The following is a 17,321-nucleotide window of genomic DNA, read 5'->3' on the forward strand; positions in this document are numbered from 1 at the left end:
ATGCGCCGCAACAGTCATCCATCGGCACTCACTCATAGCTGCCCCGCAACCTGGCGCCCTTGGCTTGCCACGCACACCCCCTGAAGGTAATCGGTAGTGGCCTGTCGTTGGCCCTCGGTGATCGGCGGCATGTGGTAGTAGATATCGCACTGCTCGGCGATTTTGCTGCCCCACTTGACGGTCAGACGACCTTCCTGCGGGATGTCTCGGACGAAGGCTTTACTGGCCTGCCCCACCACGCCTACCTCACGCCCTTGCGCATCAAATACCTGTGCTGCAAATGGCAGCGGGCTGCCATTCTCGTGGACGCCCTTGACCAGTACCGCCCGACCACTGAGCGTGTCGAACTTGACCAGCGATACTGCGCCCGAGGTCGGTACGACGTTGCGCGTCGACTCCTGGAGCTCTACATCCATCGACATGCCTTCCGGATCGATTTCCACCGTATTATTCTGGAACGCCGTCAGATTGGGCACGACAGCGAACCCGCTGCTGTTGACCCGTGCACCGCTGCTCCCCCCGAGCCTGGCCCCTTCTGCACCTGGCACATGCACCAGCGCCGAGGCTTCGCCTAGGCTTTGCGAGAACGCGATACCTGCGGCATGAACGACCACCCCACCATCGGCGCCAAACGAAAGCTGCGAGCTATCGCGGCTCTGGCTATATCCGGCACGCAGTTGGGTGGCATCCGTGCGATAGCCGGCATAGGTGTTGAACTGGCCGGAGTGCGTGCTTTCACTGGTTGCGCGGCTGGCTGAAACACCGTAGTTGAGTGCGGTGTCCTCGCCCAGGAACCCGTTGATGCCCACCTGCTGCTGGCTGCCCCGTGTATCACCGGTGTCCCGGGAGAACGAAGTATTGATCGTCGGCGCTCGCGATTCGCCCCCCAGCGGCATCGACAGTGTGAGCATGTAGCGGTTATCGATACGCCCGGGTTGGCCGATACGCCCGAAAAACACATCGTCGCTGAGCTCGCTTTGGGTCAGTTGTCGCGTGTCCTGGACCCTGGAACGCTGTGCCGACAGGTTCCAGTTGACCTTGTTCCAGGTCGAGCCATAGCTGGCGGTGAATGAAACCTGGCGCCCTTCCTGTCCTCCCCAATAGTCGACGGAGCTGCCGTACAAGCTCAAGGTGCCGATACCCAACTGCTGGCTGACTGTCATGTCGAGCCGGCTTTTTTGCCGGGCATAGCTGTTGATGTCACCTGCCCGGCTCGCGATTTCGCGCACATTCAGTGCATCCTGCAGGTTCAGGTAACCCTCGGTGGAGAACCGATACGCACCCAGCGCAAAATGCGTACCCGAGGCCGGCAGGCTTTTGTTGTAACCCAGCCCCAGGCTTTGCCCGGACTGGCGCCCATGATCGGGCACCTCGGTATGGGAGGTGGCAGTGTCCAGAGAGAACGCACCGAAGGACGTATTCAACGCGATACCGAGCTTTCCCTGTTCATAGCCTTTGGAAACACTACCGCCACCGTAGACCGTCAGATCATCGGTCAAACCGTGCTGCAAAGTGCCTTGAAAGACGTTGGCGCCCTTCGCATCAACGCCTTTTTGCTGCACCTTACCCAAGGTGGCGCTGTACTTTGTCGCGTCGGCGCGCAATAACTGCGGGGCCACCGAGTACGGCACGACGAAGGTGTTCCGACGCCCGTCGACTTCGGTCACGCTGACGATCAAATCACCACCGTAGCCGGTGGCATGTAGGTCACTGATAACAAAGGGGCCGGGCGGCACCGTGGTCTCATAAATGGTGTAGCCGTTCTGGCTGACCGTGACCGTTGCATTACTGTCGGCCGTCCCCCGAACCTGCGGTGCGTAACCTTGCTGCGTCTGCGGGCGCATCCGGTCGTCGGTGGCCAGAGTGACGCCCCGCACGCGCACCCCGTCGACAATCTGTCCGTTGCTGAAGGTGTCTCCGAGGGTCAGTTGTGACTGCCAGGGGATGATGCTGCGCTGTACATAAGTGGACGTGTTCTGATAAGTCTCAAAGCCAGTGCGGTTGCTCCAGGCCTGGGCGCCCTGATGTCGCAAGCGCCATGCACCCAGGTTGATACCGGCATTGAGGCCCAGGTAAGTACGACCGTCACCTTCACCTGCGGTGACCGTATTGGTACTGAAGTTGTAATTGAGCAGCCCGGCGGCAATGCCCTCATCCAACAACTCGGGGTCAATGTAGCCGCGCATGGAACGCTTCATGTAGGCCTGCGGCACGCTGGCCGCCAACTCGAGTGCACCCGGATCGAACGTGCTGGATGCCATCGGAATCCACTGCCCCAGGTCGCCGCAGTACTGGCCGGCGGCGGCAGGGTTCGAGAGTTCGCGCCCATGGGCATCAGTATCGACTTTATCCATCGCGATACCGATTTTTTCCAATACTTCACGACTCAAGCACGGCTGCGCCCCGGTCTTTGCATGGGCCGCAACAAACTCCACCTCCCTGCGCCCCAGGGTCTGGCCGTTGACTACGATATCTACGCGGTATATGCCAGGGCTCATCTGGTTGCTGGTATTGAACCGTGACGTGTCAACCGACGACGCCAGGCCACTGGAGAATGCGTTCAGATCAAAGCTCAACTCAGACGCAAGCGCGACATCGCTGGCGATCACGGCCGCACTCATCAGACCGCCCAGCATTATCGTGCGATGCTGGAATGGCAAAATCGGGGCGCAGCGACGCACCCGTACTTGGATGTGACTAGGCATAGTTATGACTTCAGTGGACGCTGAGAAATGTACGTTTGCTTGCCATCAGCAACGTTTAGGGGCCGCGTTCAGCGGTGCAATACAGCAGGCTGCGCGGATGAAAAGCCGCCGAAATCGTTGATGTAAGTGAAATCCACCCGCGCATCGGCGGGTATTACCTTCGCGGCTTTCGGCACCGGCACCTTCAACGTGCCTCCTGGCTCCACCATGCCCTCCGTCAGGGACAGTTTTTCCGCTTCGGGACCAGAGCCCATGAGCAGGACAATGTCGTTGAAGGTGACGTGATACGCCGAGGGGTTATGCACCTGTATCACGCTGCCTTGGGCGCCCCGTTCCACGGACCAGCGCAACAGCCCAGGCGCCTCCTCGGGTGTTCCAGGTAACTGCGCCGGACGAAAAAACACTTTGGTGCGGATACGAAACGCGAACTTGAAGTGATTCCGCTGGCTGTCTTCAAGCGTGGGATCAAACTCACTGGTAGCGCCAGGCACTTCAAGTACGTTCAACCAGAACAGCGACTCTCTATCCGTCGGCAGCGGTGCCTTGGTGTAGGACAGGCGCATGGACTGACTTTTGCCGGCGTCCAGGCGAAATACCGGAGGAGACAGGACGAAAGGCACATCGCTCAGTGTCGGCGCTTCCTGCGCGTCACCCGCGTCCAGCCACGCCTGGACCAGGCGGGGCGCGTGTTTGTCATCATTGGTTACTCGCACGGTGACCTCACGTCGCGGCTCGGGGTAAATCTGTCGCGTACCGTCGATAACCACTCCCGCGTGCACCGTGTGCGATGCCATCCCCAAGGCCAGGCTCAGCGCGACCCGCACCACACGACGACTCAAGATCATCAGTAAATCCTGCATCAGGTAATCCTTGAAAACGGTTGTCCTGCGCCCGACCACTGGGTCGAGCGAGGATCTCAGGCAACAAACGCAGTGGTCATCAGCCTGGCTGCATCAAGGAAAGGTGACCGAGTACTGCACGCTGCTGGTGACATTGCCCGCGCCTGCCGCTCCGCCGTTGGCGATGTAGCGTGCGTAAAACGGCAAGGTCGCCAGACCACTGGTAACGGTGGCAACGGTCGAGTTATTACCTGTGCGCAAGTCCATTGGCGTGTTGGAAGCCCCATCGAGAATTTGTACCTCCACCCGGGAGGCGGGTGTCGCCGTTGCCGTGTTACGCAGGTTGCCGGTTGCCGGGTTGATGCCAGGGCTGGTCGGTTCATAACGTACGGCGACCTTGGTACCGTCCGGGCACCCGCCCGAGCCGCCCACATACACAAAGTAGCGCTTGGCGCCTGCCGTATCGCCTGCTGCCTTGAGAGCCGAGGTTTGTACGCGGTCAAGCACTACCGGAAAGTTGGCGCCTGAGCCTGGCGAGGCCCCGGTACCGCCGCTGATGGTGCAGGTGGTGCCACTGACCGAGCCGGTGATCGTGATGGTACCGTCTGCCGCATGCGCGGAGCTGGCAGCGAAGCCGCACAAAGCGAGCACTGCAGCCGCCAGAGTTTGTTTTGTCATAATCAGTCTTTCCTCACAATTGGGGTTCGCGAAACGCAAGGTTGCGACACAGGAGAAGATCAGCTCTTGCGTCACTCCTGAGTGGAAGCCATGACGACGCCGTTCCCCTGCCCCGAGGATTTGTCTGTTACAAGATCGGTCGGACCTGTTTGGCAGGCAAAAAAAAGGCTCCGTACCTTTCGATACGGAGCCTGTGCTTGAAGCGCCGGAACAGCCTGCCCGGCCTCACATGGATCAGTCGGCGGTCAATACGCCACGACGCACCTGGTCGCGCTCGATCGACTCGAACAGTGCCTTGAAGTTGCCCTCGCCAAACCCATCGTCGCCTTTGCGCTGGATGAACTCGAAGAACACCGGGCCCATCAGGGTTTCCGAGAAGATCTGCAACAGAAGACGCTTGTCACCGGCAATCGACGAGCCGTCCAGCAGGATGCCGCGCGATTGCAACTGGTCCACTGGTTCACCGTGGTTCGGCAGGCGGCCTTCGAGCATTTCGTAATACGTGTCTGGCGGCGCCGTCATGAAGCGCATGCCGATCTTCTTCAGCGCATCCCAGGTCTTGACCAGGTCGTCGGTGAGGAACGCGACGTGCTGGATACCCTCACCGTTGAACTGCATCAGGAACTCTTCGATCTGCCCGGCACCCTTGGACGACTCCTCGTTCAGCGGGATACGGATCTTGCCGTCCGGCGCGCTCATGGCCTTGGAGGTCAGGCCGGTGTACTCGCCCTTGATATCGAAATAACGCGCTTCGCGGAAGTTGAACAGCTTCTCGTAGAAGTTGGCCCAATAGATCATGCGCCCGCGATAGACGTTGTGGGTCAGGTGGTCGATGACCTTCAGGCCAGCGCCTACCGGGTTGCGATCAACCCCTTCGAGGTAGACGAAGTCGATGTCGTAGATCGAGTTGCCTTCGCCGAACCGGTCGATCAGGTACAACGGCGAACCGCCAATGCCTTTGATCGCCGGCAGGTTCAGCTCCATCGGGCCGGTGTCGATGTGGATCGGCTGGGCGCCCAGCTCCAGGGCACGTTTGTAGGCCTGTTGCGAGTCCTTGACGCGGAACGCCATGCCGCACACCGACGGGCCATGCTCGGCCGCGAAGTAAGAAGCGAGGCTATCGGGTTCGTTGTTGAGGATCAGGTTGATCTCGCCCTGGCGATACAGGTGCACGTTCTTGGAACGGTGGGTCGCCACTTTGGTGAAACCCATGATCTCGAAGATCGGCTCCAGGGTGCCTGGGGTGGGCGATGCAAATTCGATGAATTCAAAGCCCATCAGGCCCATTGGGTTGTCGAGTTGGTCGGTCATGTTCGGTGCCTCATCATTCTTGTGGGTAGCAATTGTTTAGTTGCAAGCAAGGATGAGGCTGGAAGGTGGCGCACAAGAAAGGCCTCGCACGCTGCGGGCGAGGAAGTCACCAAAGATGAGGGGGGAGCCAAGTAGCTTCATGGTGTCATCAGTCTCTGACGGCCGAGGCTTGCGTGAGCGCAAGTCCATATTCTTGTATGCGTAAACTGATTCTACACAGCGTAACCAGGTTTGTCCGTACTCTTATCAAATCCCCATTGCCCTGCCCCACGCAAGGGGTTTGTTGCACAGGTAGATGCCCAACAGGATGACCGCGCCACCCGCCAGCATCGGCGCTGTCAAGGCTTCGTCCAGCAGCAGCGCGCCACATATCACCGCTGTCAGCGGGTTGAGGGCGATGAACACACCGGAACGGGTCGCGCCGATTCGCCGGATGCCGTCGTAGTAACCAATATAGGCCAGGGCCGAACCCAGCACGCCCAGGTACAGCAGGCTGTACCACTGCGCCAGTTGCAGCGCGCTGAAACCTTGCAGCGTCAGCCGACCGGTGGCGAGGGTGGCAAGGGTCAACATCAGCGTCCCCCACAGCACCGACCAAGTGACGGTTTGCACCGGCCCCAACGTCTGGTTGAGTTCCCGGGACAGCAGCGAATAGGCCCCCCAGGCCATTACGCAGCCCAGGATCAACAGGTCACCGATCCAAGCGTTGCGGGCCCCCTGCATGAGGTTGGGATTGCGGCTCACGATCACCACAGCAGCCCCCACCAGGCACAGCCCGATACCCAGCCACTTGGCCCGGCCCAGGCGCTCCTTGAACAACAACCAGGACGCCAGGCCGATCACTGCCGGGTTCAATGCCACGATCAAGGACGCCCGCGACGCATTGATGTAGTGAAGGCCATAGAAAAAACACAGGTTGTAGAAAAAGATGCCGCATAGGCCCAGCAGTACCAGCCGTGCCATTTGCCCTGTAGTTGGGCGCGCCAGTGGGATGCGCGCGCAGGCCAGGAACAGCAGCAACGCGAGGCTGGCCAGGATAAACCGCAGGCAGGCCGCGAGCAGCGGGTCCACGTGATCGGCCAGAAAGCGCCCGGCGACGAAGGTCCCGCCCCAGATCATGGTGACAGCGGCCAGCTTCAGGTAAGTGAGGCCTTCGCGGGCATGCATAAGAATGTGCTCAACATGAGAAAGGATGGGACTATTCTTTTACTAATGATCAGTCATCGTAAAACAAGGCTTTACTCATGACCCTGACCCAGCTGGAAATCTTCTCCCTGGTCGCCGAACTCCGAGGCTTCACCAGTGCGGCGCATCGCCTGGGCATCAGCCAATCGGCGGTGTCCCATGCGATCAAGGCCCTGGAGCAGGAACTGGGGGTAGAGTTGTTTCGCCGGCACCAGACCCTGGTGGAACTGAGCGATATCGGCGCGCAGTTACTTGGGCGCGCACGGGGCATGCTGGGCCTGGCCAACACCTTGCAGCAGGAAGCCGCCGATGCCCGCGGGATGAAGCGCGGTACATTGCGTATAGGGTCGTTCGGCCCCACCGCTTCGAACCATTTGCTACCAACCATTCTCAGCCACTTTCGAAGGGACTATCCGGGTATCGAGGTACATATAGACGAAGGGCCGGACCGGCAGGTCATTCAATGGCTGGATCAGCGCCGGGTGGATGTGGGCTTCGTGGTACTGGAGCAGGAACGCTTCGACACCGTGGCCCTGCTCGAAGACCAACTGGTGGCGCTGATACCGGTCGGCCATGCCTTGGCGGCAAGCATGGCGGTACCTTTGAAAGCGTTGTGCGATGACCCGTTCATCCTGACCGAGGCAGGCTCAGCAGAGCTGGTCACGCGTTTGTTTGGTGACGCGCAGTTGCAACCTAAAGTGCGTTATCGCTGCACTCAGCTACTCACTACCCTGGAAGCTGTCAGCCGCGGCGACGGCCTGAGTATCGTGGCCCAGGGCTCACTGCCGGCCGATGCCGACCAGCGCTACGTTGCCCGCCCGTTGTCGCCGGGCGTACCGCGCCGCATAGGCCTGGCGGTGCTGGATCGCCGCCAGGCCTCTCCCGCAACCCTGGCGTTTATCGCACTGGCGCAAACGCTGTACCCTGATCCCGGGGCTCACCGGTAACTCAGGGTAAACGAGGCCAGGCCGTTGGCGGTCCCAGGCTTGATGGTCGACGCGGTTTGAACGTAACGGGCGGTCAAGGGAATCGTCAGGGCGCCGTTGCCCGTGTTTGCGACCTGCCATTGGTTCGGGTTGCCCACGCCGGAGGAATCGGGCCCATAGCTTACCAACCGATCGCCACTGAGCAATTGCAGGGCGACGCCGCGGGCGTGCGAGTTGCGGGTCAAGGACAACTGGTTACTGCGGTTGCCGGGTTCCGTCTGGTCAGTCACGGTGATCCATACATCCAGGATGCCGCCGGTGCCGCCGGCACAGTCCAGGGTTATGTCGCGACTAACGCTGCCGGCGCTGCTGCCGACTCCCTTGAAATCACGGCTGGGCACCTGCCCCAGCGGCATTGCAAGCGACGGCGTGGTCACCCGGCAAGTTGGCTTTTGCGGCGGCAATATCACCGTATCGGCAAAGTTGACCGAGGCAGCGCCGGGGCTTTCGATATTGACATTGGTGAGCATATACCTGGCGACTGTGTTCCCAGGGATGGTGCCCGAGGTGATCGGGCCCGTCGCCACCAGATACACGCGCCCTTGCAGGCCCCAGCCATTGGGTTTGTTGTGCTTGGTGTCCAACAGCGTGACGCCGGTGTGGGTGATGACCTTCAAATGCTGGGACGGATCCCCGGCCATCATGACGAACCCGACGCCAGGGTAGCTGGTCGCATAGACCGGCAACGTCAGCCCATTTGCGTTGAACGTCATGCCGGTCGCCGGCGAATTGACCACGCTGATGTTGGCCGACACCGGCTGCGACAATGGCCAGTCGGTGTAGCGGCACCGCATGACAAAGCCATTGCCGGCGAAGTCATAGCCACTTGGGTAGCCAATCGCCTCGCCCACCTGCAGGTTGTTAGGCAGGGTGATGGGCGGGACGAACAGCGTCACCGGGGCTTGGGGGGTACAGACGCCTGCATTGAAATGCGCCTGTGCGTCCATCGCGACTGCGCAAATACTCAAGCACACGCCAATCTGTAAAAACCTGAACATAAATTGCCGGACACCGTTCATATCGCCAAATCCTTCGTGTGCCCCAAAGACACTGTGTGCGTACGCGTCATGCCATGGTCATCCAGGGTGGTAAATCGCAGCGCGACCGTACCCTGCCCCCGCGACGCCGGGCCCTCCAGCACGATGCGGGCAACCGAACGCGGCAACAGCATCGGCGGGGCCTCACTGTGGTACTCGACGCCATCGACGGTCAGCAACACGCTGGAAAGCGTCACATGAAAGGCACTGGGATTGCGCACCTGCAGGACCGGACCGTCGCCTGCCAGGCGCCACTGCAACGTATCCACCGCCTGCTGCGCTTGGCCTGGCAACGCGTCCGGGCGCAGGAAGAGCTTGATCCGTGTGCGAAAGGCAAATTGCAGCTGGTTGCCGGTATCGACAGACGGGCGGATCCCCAGCACATTCAGCCAGTACACCAACTCCTGAGGCACGGCCATGGCCTTGTCTTGGGTCGCGTGGTACATCACCCGCAATGCGCGGTGCTTGCCGGCATCCAGGCGCAGGATCGGCGGCGTCACCGTAAAGGGCACATCACTGGACTCGGGCGCGACCTGCGGGTCGCCCGCATCGATCCACACCTGGGCCAATCGCGGGCCGTCGGCCTCATTGTGCAGGTTGACCGTTACCCCAGCGGCGCTGGCCGGGTAAATGATGCGCGTGCGGTCAATGACGATTTCCCCATGGGCCAATACTGTCTGCACCGCCAGGGCCAGGCCAAGCAGCGCGCGGAGCAATCGATGAGTCATCAACTGCGCTCCTCGTCCGCATCACCATGGTCGGCACATTGACTGACCAACTGGTCCGCGTTTTCCTGGCGTTGCTCGGGCCTGCGCGGCGGCAAACGGTAATGGATGAAGCACTGGTCAGCCGCCCCTGCATTCCAGCGCACCGTCAACCGCCCTTGGTCGGCAACCCCGCGCACAAAAGCCTTGCCAGCCTGGCCGATCACGCCGATTTCGACGCCGCGCTCGTCAAACACTTGCGCGGCAAATGGCAACGGCTTGCCACCCATATGAGTGGCCTTGATCACCACGGCACGGCCACTGACGGTCTCGAACCTGACCAGTGAGACGGCTCCCAGCGTCGGCACCACGGCGTGACTCGATTCCTTGAGTTCGACATCCATGGGCATGCCCTCGGGATCGATATCTACTTCATTGCGCTGATAAGCCCTGAGGGCTGGCAGCACCGCATAACCCTGCTTATCGATACGCGCCCCGCTGCTGCCGAGCCGGGCACCTTGTGCATCCGGCGCATACACCAGTGCCGAGGCTTCACCGAGGTTTTGCGCGAAGGTCACGCCACCCTCGTGGGCTATCAGCCCGCCATCGGCACTCATGGATAGTTGCGAACTGTCGCGGGCCTGGGCGTAGCCGGCCCGCAGGCTCGCAGCCCGGCTGCGATAGCCCGCGTAGGCATTGAAGCTGGAGCCTTGCTGGTGGCCCGTGCCACGGCTGCCAGTCAGCCCGTAGCTGGCTTCACCGGTGTCACCCAGCAAACCATTGATTCCCACCTGATGCTGGCTGCCGCGTGAATCGCCAGCATCGTGCGACAGGCTGCTGCTCAGGGTTGGCGCACGCGTTCCTGCGCCCAATGGCATGGACAGTGTCAGAACCAGGTGATTATCCACGCGCCCGGCTTGCGCCGACCGGCCAAAAAAGATTTCGTCGCTGCGCTCGTGATCGTTCAATTGATGGGTTTCACTGACACGCGAGCGCTGCGCCGAAAGGTTCCAGTTGAGTGACTTCCAATTAGCCGCATAACTGAGAGTGAAGGATGTCTGGCGCCCTTGGCGGCCCGCCCAGTAGTCGATGGAGCTGCCATACAGGCTCAGCGAGCCTGCGCCCAACTGCTGGCTGATTGTCAGGTCGAGGCGGCTTTTCTGCCTGGCGTAACTGTTGATACTCCCGCCTTGGCGGGCCAGTTCCCGCACATTGAGCGCATCAGGCAGGTTCAGGTACCCGGCCGTGGAGAAACGATAGGCGCCCAGCGCAAAGTGCGTTCCCGAGAACGGCAGGTTCTTGTTATAGGCCAGGCCCCAGCTTTGCCCGCCGACTACGCCCAGCCCCCGAACCTGAGTGCGCGAGTAGGTGCTGTCGAGGGAGAACGCGCCAATCGGAGTGCTCATCGCCAGGCCGGCCTTGGCCTGGCCGTAGCCTTGGGAAAGCGTACTGCCACCATAGGCGCTAATACGATCGCCCAGGCCATGCTGCAGCGTACCCTGTAAGATCAGCGGGTTGGCATCGCTGACGCCGTATTGCTGCAACTGCCCCAAGGTCACGCTGTAGTGGCTGGCACCGTCACGCAGCAGGTAAGGCACCACGGAGTAAGGCACCACGAAGCTGCTGCGCCGGCCGTCGACTTCGGTGACGCTGACGTGCAGGTCGCCGCCATACCCGGTGGGGTACAGGTCATCGATGACAAACGGCCCCGGGGCCACTGTGGTTTCGTAAAGGGTGTAGCCGTTCTGGCGCACTGTCACCGTTGCATTGCTGTCGGCAATGCCTCGCACCTGAGGCGCATAGCCTTGTTGCGACTGGGCAAGCATGCGGTCATCGGTGGCCAGGGTGATGCCGCGTATACGCACACCGTCGAGGATCTGGCCACTGCTGAAGCTGTCGCCGACGGTCAGTTGTGAACGCCAGGCGGCAAGGGACCGTTGCAAGTAGGTGGCGGTGTGTTGATAACGCGCCAGGCCGCTACCGGATGCCCATGCCTGCCCACCCTGATGGCGCAGCCGCCAGTCGCCCAGGTTGAGGCCGCCGTTGAGGCCCAGGTAGCCACGATCCTCACCGGCGCCCGCTGTCGCCGTCGCGGCACTGAAGTTGTAGTTGAGCAGCGCGGCGTCAATGCCATTGTCCCATTCAGACGGGTCAATGGAGCCGCGCGCGGAACGGTTGATATAGATCTGCGGGATGCTGACATCCAGGGTCAGGGTCTCGATATCGACGCGGCTGCTGGCCATGGGTATCCACTCGGCAAAATCCCGGCAGGCATGCTCGGTGTTATCCGTCGGCGCCTGCACAGAAACCCCCAGTTGGCCAAGCTCGGCAGCGTTCAGGCAAGGCTGGGCGTCGTCCTGTCCGGCAAGGGGGGCGAAGGTGATCTCGCGGCGCCCCATCGATTGCCCGTTGAGCATCACATCTACGCGGTAAACACCTGGCGCCAACACGTTGCTGGTATTGAAGCGTGAGATATCTGCCGAAGAGGACAGGCCGCTGGCGAACGCCTCGATGTCAAACACCAGTGGCGCGGCTTCTGCCGACATCAATAAGGTACTGAGCAGGCCCAGCCACAGCAGTAAGTTGGGGTTGGCAAACAGCCAGGCCGTAAAGCGGTGAACGGGTATTTGCAATAAGGCATACATGATCAGAACTTCAGGGGAGCACGCTGCGGCACGGAGAATGCGCCGTAATCATTGATGTATTTGAAATGCACCTGGGCGTCGGCGGGTATTGCTTGTGCGACATCCTTGACGGGCAGCTTCAGGCTGCCGCCGGGGGGCACCATGCCCTCTCCCGCCGGTAACAGGCGAGCACCCGGGCCCGAGCCCATGGCCAAGGCAACCTCATTGAAGGTCACGTGATAAGCCGATGGGTTGTGCACTTCCAGTAGCGGTCCCTGGGCACTCCGGTGCAGGGTCCAGCGTAAGTGGGTGGGCGCCTCGTCCGCGGAGCCCGGCAATTGGGCCGGGCGGAAAAACACTTTGGTGCGGATACGAAAAGCGAACTGCAGGTGGTTCGAAGGGGCCTCTTGCGGGCTGCCCGGTGCCACGTTGACCTTGGGCGGTATCTCCAAGGCGTTGAGCCAGAACAACGATTCGCGGTCATCCGGCAGTGGGTCCTGGGTATACACCAGTCGCACTACCTGGCTTTTGCCCGCGTCCATGCGAAACACAGGTGGCGACAGGCTGAACGGCACGTCGCTGCCGGTGGGGTCTTGCGCCGGGTCGCCTTGGTCCAGCCACACTTGGACCAGGCGCGGCGCTCGCTGATCGTCATTGGTCAGGCGCAGCGTGATTTCTCGACGCTGCTGCGGATAGATGTGCCGCGTGCCGTCGATCACTACGCCGGCGTGAGCGGCGGACAGCAACCCGACACTGGTCAGCAGTGCGCTCAGCAGGGGGGTCACTAGCAATGTCCGGGCAAGCATTTCGTCTGTCCTTGCCTGGCGCACGGCCAGGCAACGGGGCCTCGATCAGGGGAACGTCACCGAATACAGCACTTGCGTACTGACCGGGCCTGGCGTAGCAGTGCCCGTGGCAATGTATTGGGCAGCAAAGGGCAGCGACACCTCGCCGCTTGCCGGGACTTTCGCGGGGCTGGAGTTCTGGCCCAGGCGCAAATCCATGGGCTGGTGGGTGACGCCATCCACAAGTTGCACCTCAACGAGGGTGGCAGGCGCCGGCTTGGCGGGTGCCTGGTTGACCAGGTTCCCGGTCGCCGGGTTGATCGCCGGGCTGCTGCTCTCATACATCACGGCGACGGTCGTATCCTTCGGGCAGGAACCGACATGGATGTAATAGGGTTTCGCCCCGGCAGTCTGGCCTGGCGCCTTGAGCGCGCTGGCCTGGACCTTGTTGAGTGGCACCGAAAAGTCCGGGCTGGTGCCGGGCGCAGAGCCCGTGCCACCGCTGATGCTGCAAGTGGTGCCGGTGATTTCACCGGTCAAGGTGATCTTGCCGTCTGCGGCGACAACAGGCAAAGCGGCAACGCCGGTGACCGCCAGAAATACAACGGCCAATGCGATAGTTTTCATTACAGATACTTCCTCGTGAATGTCAGTGAAAGAGTTGCAAGCCATGACTCATCAATCGAAGGGCGAGACGCGGCCCTCCCGCCAAAATTGGGCTGAGCGGCTATGAAAGAGGCTGTAGGGATTAAGGGCTACCAAGTCTCTTACGTTTTGCAATGAAGTTTATGTTGCCAAGTTGAAGTGCCCGCCACAACTGACCGAACGGCTAGGTCAGTTGGCGTTAAACAAGTGAGCAGCCCCGTGCAATGCCATCTATCATCGGCAGAGCCCACTCTCTTTTTCACGATTGACTGCTCCCATGCCCCTGACCGTCAAAGGCCCACGAAGCCGAGCCGCACGCTATTTCATCAGCACCCTGTGCGGGCTGCTGCCCATTCTGTTGGGGGTGGTAATTCTTTACTGGCAAGCCGAACGCACGCTCGAGCAAAGCACAGCGCAAACCGCTCAAGAAGCGGTGCGCCAGTTCGACCTGATGCTGGACAATACCGCCATCGCTGCCCAGGCTTTGCTGCCGCTGGCCGGTAAACCTTGTGACAGCGTCGCCAAGTTGGCGCTACGTGAACAAGTCACGCGCCGGCCGTTTGTGCGGGCCACGACGCTGTCCTGGCAGAAAAACATCTATTGCAGTTCGTTGTTTGGCGGTCGCTACCAATCGCCCGTCAACCCGGACGACTATGTCGATGGGCGCCTGTGGTTGATGAATGGCAACCCCGTTACACCCGATACCGCGCTATTGGTGTATCGCCTGGTGGAAGGCGATCAAGGCGCGTTTGCCTCGGTTGACGGTTACCACCTCACTAACGCCTTGCGCCTGATCAGCCGTTACGCGCACTTGGTACTGCACGTCGGCCCGAACTGGCTGGGTGCCGACGGCAAGGTGCATCAAGGCGCGCTGCCGGTATTTGCCGTGGCGCCACAACGCCTGGCTTCCGAGCGCTATCAATACAGTGTCGAGGCCGGGATGCCCGAGGGTGAAGTCTGGCGCTACATGCAGGCGCGGTATCCAGCGCTGTTCAGCCTGGTGGTGTTCTTCGGGATATTGGCGGGGCTGCTCGCTCACTGGCTGCAAAAACGCTCGTCCGCGCCGACCCACGAGTTACAACGCGCCTTGGGAGCCAATGAGTTCATCCCGTATTTCCAACCGGTGGTACGGGGTGACACACGCCAATGGGCCGGCTGTGAGGTCCTGATGCGCTGGAAGCATCCCAAAGAAGGCCTGGTACGCCCGGACTTGTTTATTCCCCTGGCCGAAGACTCTGGCCTGATCGTGCCGATGACCCGTGCCCTGCTGCGCCAGACCGCCGTGCAATTGGCGCCCCATGCCGCACGCTTCAGCCCTGGCTTTCATATTGGCGTGAACATCACAGCGCGCCATTGCCAGGACATGGCGCTGGTGCAGGACTGTCGGGAATTCCTCGCCGCGTTCCCACCCGGCCAGGTCACCCTGGTGCTGGAGTTGACCGAGCGGGAACTGATCGAACCCACCGAGACCACCCGCCGCCTGTTCGAGGCGCTGCATCAAATGGGGGTCATGATCGCCATTGATGACTTCGGCACCGGCCACTCCAGCTTGGGATATTTGCGCAATTTCAATGTCGACTACTTGAAGATCGATCAAAGCTTTGTCGCCATGATCGGTGCGGATGCGCTGTCGCGGCATATTCTAGACAGCATCATAGAGTTGTCGGTCAAGCTGGATCTAGGCATTGTTGCCGAAGGCGTGGAAACAGCCCAACAGTGTGAATACCTCGTTGCCCAGGGCGTGGATTTCCTACAGGGTTACCTGTTTGGTCGACCATTACCCTGCGATGAATTCATTAAATCGTTGGGTATCGTTGAATAGCCGCGTACCACCTACCATGAAAGATTGGTCTTTCTTTAAAAGACATGATTTACTCGAGATGAATTAACTACTACAATTTTTTCTGCCTGTGCAGAACTCGCAGAAGGGTCTTTTTCGTTGACGTGGCTTAACGTTCTTGGCTTATAGCTTTGTCTGCAGTTGATATCAGCAACTACATTATTGGAGTATATATTTTGTCCAGACTCGCCGAATTTCGCGCAGCAGAAAAAGCCCTTCAAGAGCAGCTTGCCCAGCTGGAATCCTTGAAGAACGACGCTGGCCTGAAGAAAGAAATCGAATTCGAAGAAAAGCTCAAGACGCTGATGGGCAAATACGACAAAAGCCTGCGCGATGTGATCGCCATCCTCGATCCAGCGCCACGCAAAGGCGGCGCACCGGCCGCCGCGGCGCCAAAACAGCGCCGCGCACGGGTGGTCAAGGTTTACCACAACCCGCACACCGGCGAGCTGATCGAGACCAAAGGTGGCAACCACCGCGGCCTCAAAGCCTGGAAAGAGCAGTACGGCGCCGCCACTGTAGACTCCTGGCTTCGTGGCTGAAACATGTACTAAAAAATAGCCCCGCATACGCGGGGCTTTTTTTGCTCTAACGGTTCGGAATCGAACTTAACTCAGGGTTCGTATTGTTCAAATTCGCTCAGCTTGAACCTGTCAAAGTTTCAGACTGTTGCGCACCAGACTGACTTCCTCCTTGCTCGCCTCGTACGCTTGCGCCTGGCCTGCGTATGAAAAAACATAGGCTTTGTCGACATCCAGCGCACCGACTAATGTTTGCGACAATACGTGTCGACCGTTCTCGGTAATCACGCAGGTAGTTTCCAGCGCATCAAGACGACTCAATGTCGTGGGGTGCATTTTGCTGCACACGCTTTGATAACCGCCACGGGCAAAGTCTTTCTGGATCGACTTGCGCATCTCTAGCAACACGCCGGGAAGATTAACTTTATGGCCGGCCTCAATCGGCGTTCCGGTCAACTCCATCACCATCAACGTGGCGCCATTTTCATCATTCTTGATCGCTCGCTGCCGGGACACTGCTTGGGGTTTGACAGGGAGTTCGCCGTCAGGCACGACTTCTTCGACCTGCCAACCGCTGGGCCAATGGACTTCCGGCTCGGCTGCCAACACAAACGAGCTGCCCAACAACACGCACACAGCACTCAACAGTGGCCTACGAAACTCGATCATTGCAAAAACACCCAAGGTTCCAGCTGCAAAGTGTGCGGCCCGGCACGCGCTGACTGCAAGGGTTGGGCGCGCTTTTTCATTTGGCGCAGCCGGTGCGGCTTGCGTATCATGGCCCGCCTGCATGGACGCAGGCCGCAAGCCAATGGACCGCTCATCTTACATTTTTTCTGGAGGGCCCATGAGCCTGCACGAATTGAACACCTTCCCGGGCGTCACTGCCCAACCCGACAACGCCACGGCGAACTTTGTGTTCAACCACACCATGTTGCGGGTCAAGGACATCACCAAGTCGCTGGACTTCTACACGCGCATCCTGGGTTTCTCCCTGGTCGAGAAACGTGACTTCCCGGAAGCCGAATTCAGCCTGTACTTCCTGGCCCTGGTGGACAAGGCCCAGATCCCGGCCGACGCGGCCGAGCGCACTCAGTGGATGAAGTCGATTCCGGGCATTCTCGAACTGACCCACAACCACGGCACCGAAAACGATGCCGACTTTGCCTACCACAACGGCAACACCGACCCGCGTGGTTTTGGTCATATCTGCATCTCGGTGCCGGACATTGTCGCGGCGTGCGAACGTTTCGAAGCCTTGGGTTGCGACTTCCAGAAACGCCTGACGGATGGCCGCATGAAGAGCCTCGCGTTCATCAAAGACCCGGATGCTTATTGGGTGGAGATCATCCAGCCGGCGCCGATGTAATACGCACTGCGTGACGCGAAGCGTCACCGGATGCATTCCCATGCGGAGCGTGGGAACGAGAATCCCGCGCCGAGCGTGGGAACGAGAAAAAC

Annotated in this window: 15 protein-coding genes; 4 read left to right on the plus strand and 11 right to left on the minus strand. The window is 60.3% G+C overall.

The genetic code is table 11. The features are described from left to right. Nucleotides 1-32: 32 nt before the first annotated feature. The 5 genes from HBO10_RS22190 to HBO10_RS22210 form a co-directional block, all read right to left on the minus strand. A complete protein-coding gene (locus tag HBO10_RS22190) occupies nt 33-2,705 on the minus strand; it encodes a fimbria/pilus outer membrane usher protein (protein WP_052199966.1) in 2,673 nt (890 codons plus the stop codon). Between the two features lie 68 nt (nt 2,706-2,773). Beyond that, a complete protein-coding gene (locus HBO10_RS22195; protein WP_230633851.1) occupies nt 2,774-3,565 on the minus strand; it encodes a molecular chaperone in 792 nt (263 codons plus the stop codon). A 93-nt stretch (nt 3,566-3,658) separates the two neighbouring features. Continuing rightward, nucleotides 3,659-4,222 carry a fimbrial protein gene (locus HBO10_RS22200; RefSeq protein WP_034127482.1) on the minus strand — a complete coding sequence of 188 codons (564 nt, stop codon included), beginning with the start codon at nt 4,220-4,222 and terminating at the stop codon, nt 3,659-3,661. Nucleotides 4,223-4,456: 234 nt separating this feature from the next. After that, the gene (gene hppD, locus HBO10_RS22205) at nt 4,457-5,533 is read right to left on the minus strand and encodes a 4-hydroxyphenylpyruvate dioxygenase (RefSeq protein ID WP_034127483.1); all 1,077 of its coding nucleotides are present in this window, start codon (nt 5,531-5,533) and stop codon (nt 4,457-4,459) included. 246 nt (nt 5,534-5,779) lie between these two features. Next, nucleotides 5,780-6,700, minus strand: a complete 921-nt coding sequence (locus HBO10_RS22210; RefSeq protein WP_034127484.1) for an EamA family transporter — start codon at nt 6,698-6,700, stop codon at nt 5,780-5,782. 77 nt (nt 6,701-6,777) lie between these two features. Between HBO10_RS22210 and HBO10_RS22215 the strand changes: the two genes are divergently transcribed. Further along, complete coding sequence (locus HBO10_RS22215) at nt 6,778-7,665, plus strand: LysR substrate-binding domain-containing protein (RefSeq protein ID WP_034127485.1); 888 nt, start codon at nt 6,778-6,780, stop codon at nt 7,663-7,665. On the opposite strand, the gene HBO10_RS22220 is transcribed toward HBO10_RS22215, so the two are convergent. From HBO10_RS22220 to HBO10_RS22240, 5 genes are read right to left on the minus strand one after another with little or no spacing between them, the layout of a single operon-like run. Next, the gene (locus HBO10_RS22220) at nt 7,656-8,672 is read right to left on the minus strand and encodes a fimbrial protein (RefSeq protein WP_152612722.1); all 1,017 of its coding nucleotides are present in this window, start codon (nt 8,670-8,672) and stop codon (nt 7,656-7,658) included. The genes HBO10_RS22215 and HBO10_RS22220 overlap by 10 nt on opposite strands. A 47-nt stretch (nt 8,673-8,719) precedes the next feature. After that, a complete protein-coding gene (locus tag HBO10_RS22225) occupies nt 8,720-9,469 on the minus strand; it encodes a fimbria/pilus periplasmic chaperone (RefSeq protein ID WP_034127486.1) in 750 nt (249 codons plus the stop codon). Next, nucleotides 9,469-12,090 carry a fimbria/pilus outer membrane usher protein gene (locus HBO10_RS22230; protein WP_052199967.1) on the minus strand — a complete coding sequence of 874 codons (2,622 nt, stop codon included), beginning with the start codon at nt 12,088-12,090 and terminating at the stop codon, nt 9,469-9,471. The genes HBO10_RS22225 and HBO10_RS22230 overlap by 1 nt, the downstream gene beginning before the upstream one ends. Nucleotides 12,091-12,092: 2 nt before the next feature. After that, complete coding sequence (locus tag HBO10_RS22235) at nt 12,093-12,875, minus strand: molecular chaperone (protein ID WP_034127487.1); 783 nt, start codon at nt 12,873-12,875, stop codon at nt 12,093-12,095. A gap of 45 nt (nt 12,876-12,920) precedes the next feature. Next, nucleotides 12,921-13,481, minus strand: coding sequence for a fimbrial protein (locus HBO10_RS22240; protein WP_034127488.1), 561 nt, complete (start codon nt 13,479-13,481; stop codon nt 12,921-12,923). A 295-nt stretch (nt 13,482-13,776) separates the two neighbouring features. On the opposite strand from HBO10_RS22240, the gene HBO10_RS22245 reads away from it, so the two are divergent. Together HBO10_RS22245 and HBO10_RS22250 are read left to right on the plus strand one after the other, a co-directional pair. Continuing rightward, the gene (locus HBO10_RS22245; protein ID WP_034127489.1) at nt 13,777-15,321 is read left to right on the plus strand and encodes an EAL domain-containing protein; all 1,545 of its coding nucleotides are present in this window, start codon (nt 13,777-13,779) and stop codon (nt 15,319-15,321) included. 194 nt (nt 15,322-15,515) lie between these two features. Then, on the plus strand, nt 15,516-15,881 hold the full coding sequence (locus HBO10_RS22250) for a histone-like nucleoid-structuring protein, MvaT/MvaU family (protein WP_014718508.1): 366 nt from the start codon (nt 15,516-15,518) through the stop codon (nt 15,879-15,881). A gap of 111 nt (nt 15,882-15,992) precedes the next feature. On the opposite strand, the gene HBO10_RS22255 is transcribed toward HBO10_RS22250, so the two are convergent. After that, a complete protein-coding gene (locus HBO10_RS22255) occupies nt 15,993-16,529 on the minus strand; it encodes a DUF4946 domain-containing protein (RefSeq protein ID WP_034127490.1) in 537 nt (178 codons plus the stop codon). 178 nt (nt 16,530-16,707) lie between these two features. On the opposite strand from HBO10_RS22255, the gene gloA reads away from it, so the two are divergent. Then, nucleotides 16,708-17,229 (plus strand): lactoylglutathione lyase, encoded by a 522-nt coding sequence (gene gloA / locus HBO10_RS22260; RefSeq protein ID WP_003191301.1) that lies wholly within the window; start codon nt 16,708-16,710, stop codon nt 17,227-17,229. Nucleotides 17,230-17,321: the final 92 nt, after the last annotated feature.

Source organism: Pseudomonas sp. WS 5503 (assembly GCF_012985385.1).
In the GTDB taxonomy this organism is placed as follows: Bacteria; Pseudomonadota; Gammaproteobacteria; order Pseudomonadales; family Pseudomonadaceae; genus Aquipseudomonas; species Aquipseudomonas paracarnis.